Annotated in this window: 17 protein-coding genes and 1 riboswitch; of the genes, 10 read left to right on the top strand and 7 right to left on the bottom strand. The window is 45.4% G+C overall.

What is annotated here, in order from left to right:
• Positions 1-19 precede the first annotated feature (19 nt).
• Complete coding sequence (locus tag Q7P67_RS10255; RefSeq protein ID WP_303851872.1) at positions 20-1,396, top strand: hypothetical protein; 1,377 nt, start codon at positions 20-22, stop codon at positions 1,394-1,396.
• Here Q7P67_RS10255 and Q7P67_RS10250 read toward each other — a convergent pair.
• The gene (locus Q7P67_RS10250; RefSeq protein WP_303851871.1) at positions 1,345-2,235 is read right to left on the bottom strand and encodes a DUF6731 family protein; all 891 of its coding nucleotides are present in this window, start codon (positions 2,233-2,235) and stop codon (positions 1,345-1,347) included. The genes Q7P67_RS10255 and Q7P67_RS10250 overlap by 52 nt on opposite strands.
• Before the next feature lie 70 nt (positions 2,236-2,305).
• On the opposite strand from Q7P67_RS10250, the gene Q7P67_RS10245 reads away from it, so the two are divergent.
• The 3 genes from Q7P67_RS10245 (at position 2,306) to Q7P67_RS10235 (ending at position 3,316) form a co-directional block, all read left to right on the top strand.
• Positions 2,306-2,602 carry an MTH1187 family thiamine-binding protein gene (locus tag Q7P67_RS10245; protein ID WP_303851870.1) on the top strand — a complete coding sequence of 99 codons (297 nt, stop codon included), beginning with the start codon at positions 2,306-2,308 and terminating at the stop codon, positions 2,600-2,602.
• Between the two features lie 61 nt (positions 2,603-2,663).
• A complete protein-coding gene (locus Q7P67_RS10240; protein WP_303851869.1) occupies positions 2,664-2,858 on the top strand; it encodes a hypothetical protein in 195 nt (64 codons plus the stop codon).
• On the top strand, positions 2,858-3,316 hold the full coding sequence (locus Q7P67_RS10235; protein WP_303851868.1) for a hypothetical protein: 459 nt from the start codon (positions 2,858-2,860) through the stop codon (positions 3,314-3,316). The genes Q7P67_RS10240 and Q7P67_RS10235 overlap by 1 nt, the downstream gene beginning before the upstream one ends.
• A 28-nt stretch (positions 3,317-3,344) precedes the next feature.
• Here Q7P67_RS10235 and metE read toward each other — a convergent pair whose 3' ends face one another.
• Entirely contained in the window at positions 3,345-5,564 is a 2,220-nt protein-coding gene (metE, locus tag Q7P67_RS10230; protein WP_303851867.1) for a 5-methyltetrahydropteroyltriglutamate--homocysteine S-methyltransferase, read from the bottom strand.
• A 116-nt stretch (positions 5,565-5,680) separates the two neighbouring features.
• Positions 5,681-5,870, bottom strand: a riboswitch (cobalamin riboswitch).
• 139 nt (positions 5,871-6,009) lie between these two features.
• Here metE and Q7P67_RS10225 point away from each other — a divergent pair.
• A complete protein-coding gene (locus tag Q7P67_RS10225) occupies positions 6,010-6,411 on the top strand; it encodes a hypothetical protein (RefSeq protein ID WP_303851866.1) in 402 nt (133 codons plus the stop codon).
• A gap of 314 nt (positions 6,412-6,725) precedes the next feature.
• On the opposite strand, the gene Q7P67_RS10220 is transcribed toward Q7P67_RS10225, so the two are convergent.
• Together Q7P67_RS10220 and Q7P67_RS10215 are read right to left on the bottom strand one after the other, a co-directional pair.
• Positions 6,726-8,003: a type II toxin-antitoxin system HipA family toxin gene (locus tag Q7P67_RS10220; protein WP_303851865.1), complete on the bottom strand. Its 1,278-nt coding sequence runs from the start codon at positions 8,001-8,003 to the stop codon at positions 6,726-6,728.
• On the bottom strand, positions 7,997-8,332 hold the full coding sequence (locus Q7P67_RS10215) for a helix-turn-helix domain-containing protein (RefSeq protein ID WP_303851864.1): 336 nt from the start codon (positions 8,330-8,332) through the stop codon (positions 7,997-7,999). The genes Q7P67_RS10220 and Q7P67_RS10215 overlap by 7 nt, the downstream gene beginning before the upstream one ends.
• Before the next feature lie 259 nt (positions 8,333-8,591).
• On the opposite strand from Q7P67_RS10215, the gene Q7P67_RS10210 reads away from it, so the two are divergent.
• From Q7P67_RS10210 to Q7P67_RS10195, 4 genes are all read left to right on the top strand, one after another.
• Positions 8,592-8,819, top strand: coding sequence for a ParD-like family protein (locus tag Q7P67_RS10210; protein WP_303851863.1), 228 nt, complete (start codon positions 8,592-8,594; stop codon positions 8,817-8,819).
• Complete coding sequence (locus tag Q7P67_RS10205; RefSeq protein ID WP_303851862.1) at positions 8,819-9,088, top strand: type II toxin-antitoxin system RelE/ParE family toxin; 270 nt, start codon at positions 8,819-8,821, stop codon at positions 9,086-9,088. The genes Q7P67_RS10210 and Q7P67_RS10205 overlap by 1 nt, the downstream gene beginning before the upstream one ends.
• 217 nt (positions 9,089-9,305) lie before the next feature.
• Positions 9,306-10,262, top strand: coding sequence for a hypothetical protein (locus Q7P67_RS10200; RefSeq protein WP_303851861.1), 957 nt, complete (start codon positions 9,306-9,308; stop codon positions 10,260-10,262).
• Positions 10,263-10,334: 72 nt separating this feature from the next.
• Positions 10,335-10,772 (top strand): hypothetical protein, encoded by a 438-nt coding sequence (locus tag Q7P67_RS10195; protein ID WP_303851860.1) that lies wholly within the window; start codon positions 10,335-10,337, stop codon positions 10,770-10,772.
• Here the strand turns inward: Q7P67_RS10195 and Q7P67_RS10190 are convergent.
• Together Q7P67_RS10190 and rpsT are read right to left on the bottom strand one after the other, a co-directional pair.
• Positions 10,765-11,655 carry a glycosyltransferase family 9 protein gene (locus tag Q7P67_RS10190; protein ID WP_303851859.1) on the bottom strand — a complete coding sequence of 297 codons (891 nt, stop codon included), beginning with the start codon at positions 11,653-11,655 and terminating at the stop codon, positions 10,765-10,767. The two genes, Q7P67_RS10195 and Q7P67_RS10190, sit on opposite strands and share 8 nt — an antisense overlap.
• Before the next feature lie 68 nt (positions 11,656-11,723).
• Positions 11,724-11,993: a 30S ribosomal protein S20 gene (gene rpsT, locus Q7P67_RS10185; protein ID WP_303851858.1), complete on the bottom strand. Its 270-nt coding sequence runs from the start codon at positions 11,991-11,993 to the stop codon at positions 11,724-11,726.
• A gap of 145 nt (positions 11,994-12,138) precedes the next feature.
• Here rpsT and Q7P67_RS10180 point away from each other — a divergent pair, with 145 nt between their 5' ends.
• A complete protein-coding gene (locus tag Q7P67_RS10180; RefSeq protein WP_303851857.1) occupies positions 12,139-12,480 on the top strand; it encodes a hypothetical protein in 342 nt (113 codons plus the stop codon).
• Here Q7P67_RS10180 and Q7P67_RS10175 read toward each other — a convergent pair.
• On the bottom strand, positions 12,477-13,121 hold the full coding sequence (locus tag Q7P67_RS10175) for an alanyl-tRNA editing protein (RefSeq protein WP_369696025.1): 645 nt from the start codon (positions 13,119-13,121) through the stop codon (positions 12,477-12,479). The genes Q7P67_RS10180 and Q7P67_RS10175 overlap by 4 nt on opposite strands.
• Positions 13,122-13,223: the final 102 nt, after the last annotated feature.

Below are 13,223 nucleotides of genomic sequence, written 5' to 3'. Positions count from 1 at the left end.
CATTTACTAAAAATGCTTAATGACTTCTTTCCGTGTTGCTTTCACCGGCAGCCACTCTCGTTCTGTCACGTTTGCGCATATTGCGCAAAATCTTGTGAAACAGGGCGTGGGGGTCTATTTCATAATGCCCGGTGCGAAACACCGCATTAAATATCTGACGGATATGGGGTTTGACTGTAGTCATATTCTTGACATCGCGGACGCTGACAAATCTTATGACCAAGAAGCGTTGGCACTTCTGGAGGCGCACAGCAGAGTCACAGCATCGTACATGATCATGAGCGACAGACTTTTGTGCAAAAGAGGGGAAGCTGCTTACGGGTATCTTGGCGGAGTTTTTAAAAGCGCTTCAAAGTTTATAGCGGACAATGAGATAGATATCGTTTTTTCTGAGGCTACGTGGGCTTATGAGCTTGCTGTCTGCGCCGCGTGTTCCAGCGCAGGTGCGGAGTTTATCGTGCCACACAGTGTGCGTATCCCGAACGGCAGGTTCGGCTTTTTCAGCGGAATATTTCAGGACAGACTTATCCGTATGAACCGTTCTGAACAGGTACTGCCGCTTCCGGCAAAATTCAGGGCCGAACACGCTCCCGCGCAGCCTGAACTGATCTCAAAACGCCATTTCAAAAGTTTTTTCATACACTTGAGCAGATTAATATGCGGTACGGCGAAGGACGAAACCGAACAGAACGTTTTCGGACTGGTGAGAGAACGCATCGCATGTGATTTAAATATGCGTCTGTCCGGTTTCTCCCGTATGCAGAGAGTTTTATCGGGTGATTATGTTTACATGCCGTTGCATGTATCGCCGGAGGCATCTCTGGACGTTCTGGGCGGTTTTTGCCAAAACCAGCTCGAACTTGTGCGGAATGTAGTAAAGTCTCTGCCTCATGGCGTGTCGCTGGCAGTCCGCGAGCATCCTGCGGGCTTGGGAAAGCGCCGTTACGGTTTTTTCCGTGAGATCGGAAAACTGCCCAACGTGGTCTGCGTTTCCCCATATGCCGATGGAGCAGAGCTTATCGCAGGCGCACGGGCGGTTATTTCCGTTTCAGGTTCCGCCGCTTATGAGGCGGCTTTTGCCGGAGTGGGTTCAGTGGTGTTTTCCGATATGTTTTTCAGTGTGCTGCCCACTGTTTTCAGGTGCACAGGCGCAGAGAGCATCGGCAGTGCTCTTGAACATGCGATGAACGCTAAACCTGACAGACATGCACTGGCGGAGTTTCTGGCTGATATCACTGCTAATTCATACGAAGGATGTGTGGATTCGGCGGAGATATATCCGCAGGCGATAGAAAAAGAGAACGCCCGCAGGGTTTCGCAGGCGTTCATGGATGTAATCGGGTATTATTCCTCTTCGGAAAGACCTTTATATGCGGCGTCTATGTCGTCCAGATGAAGCTGATATGCTTCATAAAGTGTGGCTTTAGCCTCATCCGGTGCAATATGGGTGCCGGCTATGACGATTTCAGTCTTATGCTTTAGCCGCGCGTTGTAAAGGTCGAGTTCAGCGGTCTGCTGTTCCTCGAAACTTTTGCCCATTATCTTCAGCTTTCCTGCATAGTTTTCTGACATTATGGTGTTTATGAAGTTTTTCACCGCGTCTTTGTGGAGACTGCCCTTGCCGTGCCCCATGGATACGGATATATCTATTTTCAGCCCTGAAAGGGTTTCGAGCATTTTAAAATTATCTCCGATTTCACTGTCCAGAACGTTCCCGACAAAATCCGCAGCAGGAGCCTCTATGGAGAGATTTACCTTCCGGAATATCTCCCAGTCGGTCACCTGATTATAGGCGTTGCCTATGAAGATGGGGCTTGCGCCGGATGCTGCATCGCCTGTGAGCCAGCGCGCGAAGTCTGAAAATGCCGATGCAGAAGGACCGAACCCGCCCGAAAGCGTCAGCAATGCCTGCTTTTCAGGGTCTATCAGAGCATAACTGACATCACCCAGACAACCGCCCTCTGTTGGCGCTTCCTGAACCATTCCTTCGCGGTTGAACCACACGGGCAGGAATATCTTCTCTTTAATAAGACTTACGATGTATAGTTTACGGTCGGACAGAGTTATCGGTTCAAATATCTTGAACATAAGTTCGCAGCTTTTTCCGTCGAAAAAACCGAAGTCCATGCCTCCCGCAGACAGTGCCTCCAGCTTGAAATCCATATCCTGATAAAAGGTGTCCACTGCGGATTCCAGTCTGTAAAAATTTACCGTTACGTTTTTTCTTTCAGCCATTGCAATTTCCTTGAGTTTCAGTCATGCCATCTTATACTAAGTTACAAAACAGTCAATAAGGAGAGACACAATGAGTGCTATGGCGTTCGTTTCAATCACACCCCTTGGCGGGGGCGAAAGCGTTTCAAAATACGTTGCGAAGTCTGTTCAGGTTATCAAAGACAGCGGGCTTAACTGGCAGCTGACTCCCATGGGAACCATTATTGAAGGAGAGAAGCTGGACGAGGTTCTTGCCGTTGTTAACAAAGCTGTGGAAGCGCAGGCTGAGTGCGACAGAATATCCGTTTCCGTGAAAATTGATTACAGAAAAAATAAACCGCTGGGACTTAACACAAAAGTTGATTCTGTGATGAATAAGCTGAAATAGTCTTATAAAGAATTGCCGCCTGTTTCCGAATTAATATCTATCAGAAAAACGGAGCGGTCACATGGCGGCGAAAGAAGGCACAGAAAACTTTACGGATTTTCAGGAACGCATAAGGGAACTGCATCTTGTCATAAGAAGCTGCGAACGCCACGGTGTTCAGGCTGACGAACAGGTGGGCAGACTGAAAAAGGTCGTTAAGGGGATGGAAGAGGTTATGAAAAAATCGCTTTCATTCAGCGGCAGGGAAAAATTCTGATGCAGTTCAGTTTCGGCTATACCATTGCGGGTATCGGTGCCACGCTGTTTATTTTCGGCGCGTGGTTTGTTTGCGGGGTACTCCTTGAAAACAGAAGGATCAAGCAGAAATGCCTCCTGCTTGCGGAATCTATCCGTGTGCTTAGAAACAGCAGCGGCGAACTGAACGAAACCCAGAAAGCCTGCTTTGAGCATCTTGCTGATGCTTTCGAAACGTATATTAAACCCAATGCTAAATATAAATCCGGTCTTGTTCAGGCGCTTAACAGGATATGCGGATGCAGCCACAGTCAACTGGATATGTTTGACTGTTTCGAACACAGACGCGTGAACGGCTTCTTTATGGATATGGTGAACAGGAGCGGATTTCTGTTCATAAATATGATATATATGGCGCAGCTCGAACAGCGCGGCTTCCACGTTGCCGATATGGGCGGCGGCATAACAGGCAGATTATAAAAAAAGCCGCTGTTCCCAGCGGCTTTAACTATCCTATTGCTTTTTCATTCTTTTTCTTTAACCGTCCCCGCATGAGCACTGCTGCTGTCACCATGTTCTGTAGTGCGGACAGCGTTTCTCCCCAGCCCCTTGTTTTCAGTCCGCAGTCAGGATTGATCCAGACCTGTTCCGCCGGAATATATTTCAATATTCTGTCTATTTTGCCGGAAAGCTCTGTTGCAGTGGGAATGCGGCTGCTGTGGATGTCGTACAGTCCGGCGCCTATGCCGCTTTTATAGCCGCTGCGCCTGAAACTTTCAAGAACACCCATTTCGCTTCTGCCCGCCTCGATGCTTATAACGTCCGCATCCAGCCTTTTTATGTGCGGCATTATCCTGTCAAACTCGCTGTAACACATGTGGGTGTGCACCTGCGTACTGTCTTTCAGCACCGATGTCACCAGTCTGAAACACCGCACTGCATCATTGAAATAGTGTTCGTGCATCTCTATGCCCAGAGGCATCGCCTCCACAAAAGCGGGTTCATCTATCTGTATTATCGGTATGCCCGCCTGCTCAAGCTCAAGCGCCTCTCCGCGCAGCGCCAGCGCTATCTGCTCCCAGACAGCCTCCTGCGGGATGTCTTCACGCATGAAGCTCCATTTCGCTATGGTTACGGGTCCTGTCAATATAGCCTTCACAGGTTTCTCAGTGAGGGATGCAGCGTATTTTATCCATTTCAGCGTTATTGGTTTGACACGTCTGACATCGCCGTGTATCACGGGAGGCTTCACGCATCTGCTTCCGTAACTCTGTACCCAGCCGTTTTCAAGGAAACAGAAACCTTCCAGATTTTCACCGAAATATTCTGCCATGTCATTTCGTTCCGGTTCGCCGTGGACAAGAACGTCCAGTCCCAGCTTTATCTGGCGCTGAATGTTGTCGTATATCTCTTTTTTTATTCCGCTTTCATATGTTTCACCAGAAATTTCGCCGCTTTTGAAGCGGCTGCGCAGACTTCTGATATGCTGCGTTTGCGGGAAAGAGCCTATGGTTGTTGTGGGCAGGGGCGGCAGACATAGGGTTTCCTCCTGAATTTTACGGCGGACGGAATAAGGGCTTCTGTCCGTTGCTATCTCAGTCTTTGCGGCTGTGTATTGCACGGCAGTGCCGGATGCGCCCGCCATATGTGACGGCAGAGCTGCGGTTTCGCGGCATTTCTGCACGGCGAAAGCCATGCTGTTTTTCAGCGTGCCTTCGAGTCTGTTCTCGTTTCTTATATCAACAGGGCAGTGCAGAAGTGAACAGGATGATGCACACATAACCCTTTCTCCGCCCAGCCTTCTTTCCAGCATATCCAGCAAACCCTTTGCCCTGCCTGTGTCTGTTTTCCAGATATTACGACCGTTGACAACTCCGGCGGACACCGACATATGAGCGGGCAGCTCGCTGATGATATCCTTCATATCATGCCTGATGCACGTTATATCCAGATGGATAACATCATACCCGGATTCATATATCGGCGTCATGTTTAAGAGGGGGTCGCCGAAGTATGTTGTCAGCATCAGCTTTCTGTCCGATGCTGCATCCTTTATCTTTCTGTGGGTTGGAATGAACGACAGCCACGCTTCCTTTTCAAGCTCCGTGCAGAGTATCGGCTCGTCGATCTGTATGAATTTGCACTCCGCGGGTAGCTGTTTGATGGCGGCGCAGTATATTTCGGCAAGTTCATCCATAAGCTCCCAGCGGTTCTTTATCCAAACCGGGTTTGACAGTGCAAGGAATGTTGCGGGACCTATGAGAACCGCTTTGGGTGCGTATCCGTGTTCAACAGCGAGAGATACATCTGAAGTGAGTTTTGAAAAGTCAGGCTCCTGACGGAAAGTGATGTCAGGTTCGGGAACTATATAATGATAATTTGTGTTGAACCATTTTTTCATAGGCAGAGCCGCTAGATTGCGCAGTGCGTCGCCGCGCGCCATGGCGAAATACATTTCTGCTTTTGTCATATCTCCGAATGTGTATCTGCGGGGCACAAGTCCAAGCATGAACATTGTGTCCAGCATCCTGTCGTACAGGGAGAAATCACCTGCTGTGACATAGGAAAGCCCTGCGTCGCTCTGGGTGCGGAATGATTCCAGTTTCAGATTCTCTGCGGTTTTTTCAAGGTCTGATAGTGTCGCTTTGCCTGCCCAGAAATTTTCAAGGGCGAATTTAAGTTCCCTGCGGGAACCTATAGAGGGGAAACCAAGGATGTGTGTTTGCATTTGAAACGCTCCTTTCAAAATATTTTGAAAAAGAGCAGGACAAATTGTGCCGCATATGAAGAGCGAAAGAAAACAGCATGAAGTTTTCTGCGCTTCTGTCTGTAACGCGAGACAGTCCGGCTCCTTACAGTTCCGGGTCGTCTTCTGGCTTCCGGCTCCTGTATCGTTTTGCCCTTCCCGAAAAATCAGTGGGCAAAACAGGAAAAATGCCGGTTACAGCGGCGCGTCCGCGACGGATTTTCACCGTCTTCCGTTTCCCGTTCTGTGTGTGTTAAAGTTTATAACCCCAACGGTTCACAAATGTCAAAAGAAAAATTTTCCGGCAGTTTTTTCCTTATTATGACGGAAGTAGGTAATTTTCTCCATTTTTTGCACGTTTTTTAATCAGTTTTTTTGGCACGCCATTTGATATGTAGTATGCGTAACAAAAATCGGGGGCATGAAAATGGCTCAACTTGCATCAACAGGGATAGGCGGTTTCGAGGCTGAAATAGGTTTCGACATTCAGGTCGCATCGCCCGAAGAGAGACTGTTAGACAGGGTATATGATTTCCCTGAAGCGCTTCCCGAAAAAGCTATGGATATGCTGGTTGATCTGGCAAGTGATGACTCGGTTTCGAACAGGGAGATGGATTATATTTATTTCCAGATAGTTACGCTCCCTATGATGGCGGCTTCGGGAATGTTTGCCGACCAGAAGCAGAGGTTCCTTGCAGAGAACAAATGCTGCTTCAAAGATTACATCAGATACAGACTGAACCGACTGAACAGTATGTCTTTAAACGGCTATGACAGGCGGTTTTGCGAGCGTATCAGACAGCTCCTCTGGAGATTCACTGTCGTTTGACCTCGCCAAGTCCTTTAAACACGGCGTCGAAAGCGTGACTAGTTCACGAAATACTGTCCTGGGGGTGTGATGATGCACCCCCGTCCTTATTTTAGAGGTGTTGGAGATTTCTAATTAAGTTTGCCACTAATCTTCAAAGTTTACCACTTGTAGTTGCCTGCACAATTTTATATCTTTAAATTAAAAATGAAAGACGACAAAATTTAAATTATGCAATATGCGTTATGCGGTTTGCATAATTAGCTTGATTTGTGTTTTGTATGAGTAGTAGCCAGTATCCAACTTAATTAGAATGCTACAATTGCGGTTGTTCTTTAATCCTTGGATTTAATAATTTTGAAGATTCCATGTGCTGCAGGCTCTGAGACTCCTGAGTCTTTTGCATAATCCAGCCAGTTCATGGCTACGCTTTGTATTTGTTCAAAAATAACCTTAGGCTTTTTGATATTCATCGTATTTGCGATTGCGAGTATGTCGGCTTCTGTGATGTTGTCTCGTTTGCCGTTTACAGACATTTGATGCCTGCTGACCCATATGCTGTCGGGCTTATAGCTGAATGTCATGTCGAATGCCGGAGCTAAAGACCACTTCCCCTGTTCGTTCATCAGGAAGGCTATGTTTTTCGTGTGGTCGTCTCTGTTGAATGTCAGTACATTAAAGACCATTCTCCTGAACATCTGCTCCGCATCGCCATATGGCAGACGCAGACTTCTCATTACCTGAAAAGCATCCTCATATGAGTAGATGGCGGGGTTATTGAAGTCGAAGTGGGCAATTCCGCATAACGACTGCATGTGCAGTTTTTTGTTGCCTTGTCTGTCGAATCGCTTTGTCATGAAATGTGCATGATTACCTATCTCAAGCAGACGGCACTCTGACATAGTGATACCGCAGTCCTGAGCCATTTTATAATACGCATATTCTATACGACCGAATCCTTGCGGGTTGATAGATTGGTCAACACCATCAAATTTAAGCAGTGTATGGGTAAAACCTTCGGGAATAGCAACCTGTCCTGATATGATTTCTCCGGTTCTGTCGTTGATGGCTATTACAGCTTTGGCTCTTGCGCCACCTGCGGAAGTTCCCACTGTAAGAATATCTTTCATCATCTCTGCTGAATCAGCGGAAGTTTTAAGCTGCTCCCGTCTGGAGAGGATATCGGCGACAAGAGCTGTCATCTCCTCGATATCTATTTTTGCAGAGGTGGTGCGTTTGTGCAGTGCAGGGGAATACTCCAGAGCACCCATGCCTCTGTTGCCTATATAGCAGAGTTTTTCTACTGGGTTCATGTCGGCTTTTGTTCTGCCGGTTCTGCTTAGCCATTCATCAAGAATTGTGTTTCCGAACTTGTCAGGCAAAGAGTCTGCAAGCATCCCAGGCAGCCCTTGAAATGTGTCTTTGGGTAATGCCGGAAATTGGTATATTGTGTTCTGTGCTCCTTTTGCGGGCATTGTAATAGGGGATGGCTCGAGAATGTTATTGTTCGCAAAGTCAGGATAATATTGAAACAGTGCAACCTGTCTGTCTGCATCCCATGACACGGCACCTATTCTTTTGTTCCATAAATGAACTGTGGCAACGTTTACCATTCCGATTCATCCTGTTTTTTTGTTTTTTTCTGTTTTGATGCTCTCTGTCTCTGTTTGCCTTTCATCTCGGCCAGTGCTATGGGGCTTACAAGCTGCGTTGGGATAAAGTTGTCTAGCTGGTCAAGCATCTCAAGTGTTCTCATTATGGCTATAATATTACTTATCTTGGATGATGTGTTGCCGGATTCTATATTTTGGAGTGTGCGCAACGATATGCCAGACTTTTCGGCAAGTGTGTCCTGAGACATATTTCTGTTGATTCGAGCCGTTTTGAGCCGTTCTCCAATTTCATTTACAATGGCTTTGTCGGTTAGGTTATAGTAGTTCATGAAGGTAATATAAATGGTGCTGTTGTGTGTGTCAATATGAAATAAAATGCGTAATAAGCTCTATTATTGGCAATAATAAGCAAAATAATTTGTTTTATATTGGGTACTATTGTTCTGTGCTTAGGGTGTTATTGTAATCGGCTCAGATTTATTAATGAGATATCAATGAAAAAACGCCAAAACCTTTCAGAAGATTATGCAATGATAATAGCGTTGCATTTCATTGCGATATGCAATATTATGTATTTAGAGGTGAGCAATGGCACACGCAATAAGAATTTCTGATGAAATAGTTGATTCTGCTAAGATTTTATCGAAGGTGGAGAACCGTTCTGTCGGTGGTCAGATAGAGTACTGGGCAAAAATCGGAAAAATTGCAGAAGAAAATCCCGATTTGAATTTCAGCATGATAAAGGATCTGCTTGTTGCACTCGAACAGGCAAAGCAAGGTGAACTTGAGGAGTATACGTTTGGAGAAGGAGCGTAATGCGTAAATTGCTTCAAACACCTACTTTCTTGAGGAACAAGAAGAAGCTGTATAAGAACCAGCTGTCAGAACTTGATGAGGCTATAAAGGCTATTTATGCAGACCCTTATGTCGGTGAACAAAAGAAAGGTGATTTGGCATCAATATTTGTCTATAAATGCAAGATTACTAAGCAGTTATTTTTAGTCACATATCAGTTTGATGATTCTAATATTGTCCTTCTCTCAATTGGTAGCCATGAAAACTTTTATAAAGAACTTAAAAGATAAAAAGCGGCTAGTTTAGTTTCCAACTTATTAGAAAAATTTCAGTATAATTAATTGGTCGGAACTGTAAGTTCCAGTTACCAACTTAATTAGAAATCTACATGTTGATTTCCAACCTGACCACCCATTTCATTTGATACCCTCATCCCCCGGTGTTATTATTAATCTAAAATGTTCCGGCGGTACTATGTTTATTAGACTATTAACTGTTTTCTTTTTTATGATGACATTTGTCTGTTCAGAAGCAAATATGCGCCTGCCTGTACGGTATGAGCAAGCGCCTTCGTCAGCTCTGCTGCCTGCCGGTTCTGACCTCACAGTGATGTCGGAAAAGCTCGATTTTATGTGCATGAATACATATTGCTATGTCAGTGCAGAATATAAAATTCGCTCTGAAAAGCCCCAGCATCTTGTTATGACATTCATAGGACCTGCTGTCCAGAACATCACCGCAGTAATAAACTCAAATAAGGCTATTGTCTCACCTCAGACTGTTTTTGAATTTAAGGAATTTTCTGCCGAGTTTTTCGGTGCAAATTTCGACGAGTCAAAACTGCCAGACCCTCAATTATGCCGTGAAACACCGACATTAAAAAATGTCTCAGGCTGGAAAGGCTTTGTACTGTGTACGATCAAAGATAATTACATTCGAAATGCAAATATGTTCTTTTCAGAGAAAACTGAGCCATGGAAACTTTATAAAATCGACTTTGAGGCACAGATTGAGAGCGGCGTTAACACTGTCAGGGTGGATTATATCCAGCCGTATTCATATGAAGAAAAATGGGGCGGAAAAGGAAAGTACGCTGATCATTTTAAATATGTGACATATGAACTCTGGCCTCTGAAAGAATGGAAGCTGGCGGATGATTTCCACATGGATATAAGCATAAAAGTTTCTGTGCAGAGGCACGGGTTTCTGAAAATGAAAAAGAACGGATTTGAAGTTTTCGGCAGAAATTTTTCTGATGCCGGCTTCATCGACCCGCGTTACAACAGAGACATCCAGCTTACTTCCGGACGTAAATCCGGTAGCGCTGAAACAATTTATGAGAGCATAAGTTTTTACAGGAATATGTTTCCAGAGCGGCTCTATATAATATTCGGTGACGAAAAAAATCTGGATGATTATAAGCACACGAAGAGTTTAATGCCTATGCGAACTCCGCTTGATTAAAAAACTGCAATTGCAATTTCAACCGCTTGGACCAATTATACTATAATCAAAATACTTATAACGAGCAGTGCTATGAAAAAGTTATTAATCTCACTTCTGTTTCTTTTGTCATTCGCAGTTTATGCGGACACAGTACAAAAAGTGGAAAAGGGTGAAAAAGAGGGTTCTGTATCAAAAAATTGGGTGATGGACATTCTGAAAAACGGACATGTTGATAACGTTGCGTTTTTCGATGCCAGACCCATGGATTTCTATAACAAGCAGCACACAGATACCATAGGGTATCTTGATCCGGATATGTTTTATGAGGATGGAGGCTGTGAAAAAGCCATATCAATGATACCTAAGGATAAAATCGTGGTTCTCATATGCCCCGGACCCCGTGCTCAGGAATCTTATCAGAATCTTACTGATTCGGCAGCTAACGGTGGCTGTGGGTATAGCGGAGGTAACGTATACTGGATACGCACTAACGTTGTGTACCACAAAGACCATATTGAGGTTAAATAGAACTGAAAACCTCGTCAACGTCGATTGCCTGCATACACATGTTTTCGGGACAGGCGTGGGTGCCGTCTTTTTCGCATGGTGCGCAAGGGCGTTTTGACATGATTATGTTACTGATATTTGGCGGTGCACATTCTTTCGGGTTTGTTGCGCCGAATATGGAGGTAACAGGTGTGTCCGTGCAGGCTGCAAGGTGTGTCAGTCCGCTGTCGCAGCCGATGTAGCGCACTGCGCCTGCTATTATGTGAAAGCAGTCCGAAAGGGTTGTTCTGCCCGTGTAATCGAATATTTTCGGGTGGTCTGTTCTGAATCTGTCCTCCTCCGTTCCAAGAAGCGCCACGCAGTAATCCGTTTCCTGAACAATCTTTAAAGCGAGTTCCGCCTGTTTGTCCCATATCTTCTGTGGGGTATATCTGCGGAAATTTCTGCCGCCGCCCGCTGCAAGCGCTATATACGGCTTTGCCGGAAGTTTAACGGTCAGCGGTTCCGGATGATATGAATATCCGAAATTAAGACCCGCGTTCACGGTTTTCAGATGCCATAGACAGCGCGGCGTTCCCGTAGCCTTGACAGAACATTTCGCACCTGTCAGTCTGCCGATAAGATGCCATTTAGCGTCAGTATGGAATATATAGACGCTGTCGAAATTCCGCAGCAATCTCAGCACATTCAGCGCTTCAAACGGCATGAGCCGGCTGTAAAGTTTTCTGGAGTTGAATGTAAGGATATCTGTGACCGCAGGATGGTTTTTAAGTACATGGGCGTATTCCGCGCCGCATACAAGGGTTATTTCGCTTTGAAGGTATTTCTTTCTAAGAGCTGCAAGCGCTGGTGTAATCTGAATCAGGTCGCCGACGGCGCCTGTTTTAACAGCGGCAATTTTCATGGATACAACGCAAAAAAGCCGGAGTTATAAGATATCTCCGGCTTTGCAAACTGATTTAATACAGTCAATTAAGCAGTTTTAAGAGCGTTGAGCTTCTTAGCAAGTCTGGACTGACGGCGAGCCACCTGATTTTTGTGGATAACGCCTTTAGATCCGATAGAAGCTATAGTGGCTGTAGCAGATTTGAAAGCTGCTTCAGCAGTTTGTGCGTCGCCTGTTTGTGCGGCAGCGGCAAACTTTTTAACCATAGTTTTCATTTTAGACTTGTATGACTTGTTTCTAAGATTTCTTTTTTCGCTCTGACGGATTCTTTTCAGTGCAGAAATTGTATGAGCCACGTCATTCACCTCTATTTATTCTTATGAGCGGATAAGACTATCAGAAAGATATGCTGATGTCAACCACTAAACATATTCAAACTTGCGCTTGATATACATTTTTTGCAGTGATAGATTACCTTAAACTATATACGGAGATAAATATATGAAAAAATATATTGCAGTAATGATAATTTCTGCTTTTGTCATGGGCTGTGCCGGACAGACAGCCGCTGTTGCGCCCGCAGATGAGGCGAGAATTGACGCCCTTCAGCTTCAGCAGAAAAGTGATTCCGAGCGCATAGCGAAGCTGGAAAAAGAGCTGAGCGAGGTAAAGGAAAACCTTGAGCGTTCACAGAGACAGTCCAAACAGCTTGGCGAGAGTTACGACACACTTGTCGAAATGTTCAAAGATTATAAACAGGTCGTGGTCGGTCTTATGGATAACATGAAAAAAATGATGAACAGCGCGCCCAAAGAGAAAGAGACGGCGCCCAAAGGTAATTAATCCGCGAGATATATTTCGATCCGCTCTTTGCCTTTGCCGGGGTTGACGCGTTTAAGTGTCAGCCCGCCTATCTCCTTTGTGCTTTTGATGTGTGTGCCCCCACAGGGAACCTGTGCGAATCCTTCTATTTGCCAGAAACGGTGTTCGTTTTCAACATCGTCGAAATCGCAGATTATTTTATAGTCGGAGGCGATCATCTCCGCGAGTTTTGCATCGAGAAAGTTGAAGGTTGAAGAGATATTTCCTTCCCACGCAAAATCCACCCGCGCCTTATCATACGTTATATTTGCGCCTATCTTTTCCGGGTGTCCGTAGTTCTGATAAACCAGCTCAAGCACAAGCTCCGCCGCAAAATGCAGCTTCATAACGCGGTACCGCTTTTCCCAGTCTATACATATTTCTACGCTGTCGCCGAGACAAAGGGTGTGGTTTTCGGGAATAGTGTAAAAAATCTCAAAACCGTCCCGCCTTGCCTGTAATATCTCAAATCCGCCTATAGTGCCGATGTCGGACTGCTGCCCGCCCTCGAAAGCATACGCAACGGTATGGCTGAGCGTTATCATATCGTTCTCAACAGACATCACTTTTGCTGTGCAGTGTGTAAGGTAGGGGTCTTTCCAGAATAGTTTCTCAACTGCCATGCGGGGTTTTATAGCAGACTTTCCTGTTTTATTCAATTTGATTTCATCCAATAGAGTTAGATAAAAATTAATTTTCGATATGTATATTAAAAATCCTTTGCG

Origin of the sequence: Seleniivibrio woodruffii (genome assembly GCF_029267515.1) — a bacterium.
GTDB classification, from domain to species: domain Bacteria; phylum Chrysiogenota; class Deferribacteres; order Deferribacterales; family Geovibrionaceae; genus Seleniivibrio; species Seleniivibrio woodruffii_A.
This window is presented reverse-complemented; position numbering and strand designations above follow the sequence as displayed.

Excerpts from the sequence above, each read along its gene's own strand:
- Q7P67_RS10210 (WP_303851863.1), top strand. The coding sequence starts at position 8,592 with ATGGCACACGCAATAAGAATTTCTGATGAAATAGTTGATTCTGCTAAG.
- Q7P67_RS10225 (WP_303851866.1), top strand. The coding sequence starts at position 6,010 with ATGGCTCAACTTGCATCAACAGGGATAGGCGGTTTCGAGGCTGAAATA.
- Q7P67_RS10205 (WP_303851862.1), top strand. The coding sequence starts at position 8,819 with ATGCGTAAATTGCTTCAAACACCTACTTTCTTGAGGAACAAGAAGAAG.
- Q7P67_RS10215 (WP_303851864.1), bottom strand. The coding sequence starts at position 8,332 with ATGAACTACTATAACCTAACCGACAAAGCCATTGTAAATGAAATTGGA.
- Q7P67_RS10240 (WP_303851869.1), top strand. The coding sequence starts at position 2,664 with ATGGCGGCGAAAGAAGGCACAGAAAACTTTACGGATTTTCAGGAACGC.
- Q7P67_RS10255 (WP_303851872.1), top strand. The coding sequence starts at position 20 with ATGACTTCTTTCCGTGTTGCTTTCACCGGCAGCCACTCTCGTTCTGTC.
- Q7P67_RS10250 (WP_303851871.1), bottom strand. The coding sequence starts at position 2,235 with ATGGCTGAAAGAAAAAACGTAACGGTAAATTTTTACAGACTGGAATCC.
- Q7P67_RS10175 (WP_369696025.1), bottom strand. The coding sequence starts at position 13,121 with ATGGCAGTTGAGAAACTATTCTGGAAAGACCCCTACCTTACACACTGC.
- Q7P67_RS10245 (WP_303851870.1), top strand. The coding sequence starts at position 2,306 with ATGAGTGCTATGGCGTTCGTTTCAATCACACCCCTTGGCGGGGGCGAA.
- Q7P67_RS10220 (WP_303851865.1), bottom strand. The coding sequence starts at position 8,003 with ATGGTAAACGTTGCCACAGTTCATTTATGGAACAAAAGAATAGGTGCC.
- Q7P67_RS10180 (WP_303851857.1), top strand. The coding sequence starts at position 12,139 with ATGAAAAAATATATTGCAGTAATGATAATTTCTGCTTTTGTCATGGGC.
- Q7P67_RS10195 (WP_303851860.1), top strand. The coding sequence starts at position 10,335 with ATGAAAAAGTTATTAATCTCACTTCTGTTTCTTTTGTCATTCGCAGTT.
- metE (WP_303851867.1), bottom strand. The coding sequence starts at position 5,564 with ATGCAAACACACATCCTTGGTTTCCCCTCTATAGGTTCCCGCAGGGAA.
- Q7P67_RS10200 (WP_303851861.1), top strand. The coding sequence starts at position 9,306 with ATGATGACATTTGTCTGTTCAGAAGCAAATATGCGCCTGCCTGTACGG.
- Q7P67_RS10190 (WP_303851859.1), bottom strand. The coding sequence starts at position 11,655 with ATGAAAATTGCCGCTGTTAAAACAGGCGCCGTCGGCGACCTGATTCAG.
- Q7P67_RS10235 (WP_303851868.1), top strand. The coding sequence starts at position 2,858 with ATGCAGTTCAGTTTCGGCTATACCATTGCGGGTATCGGTGCCACGCTG.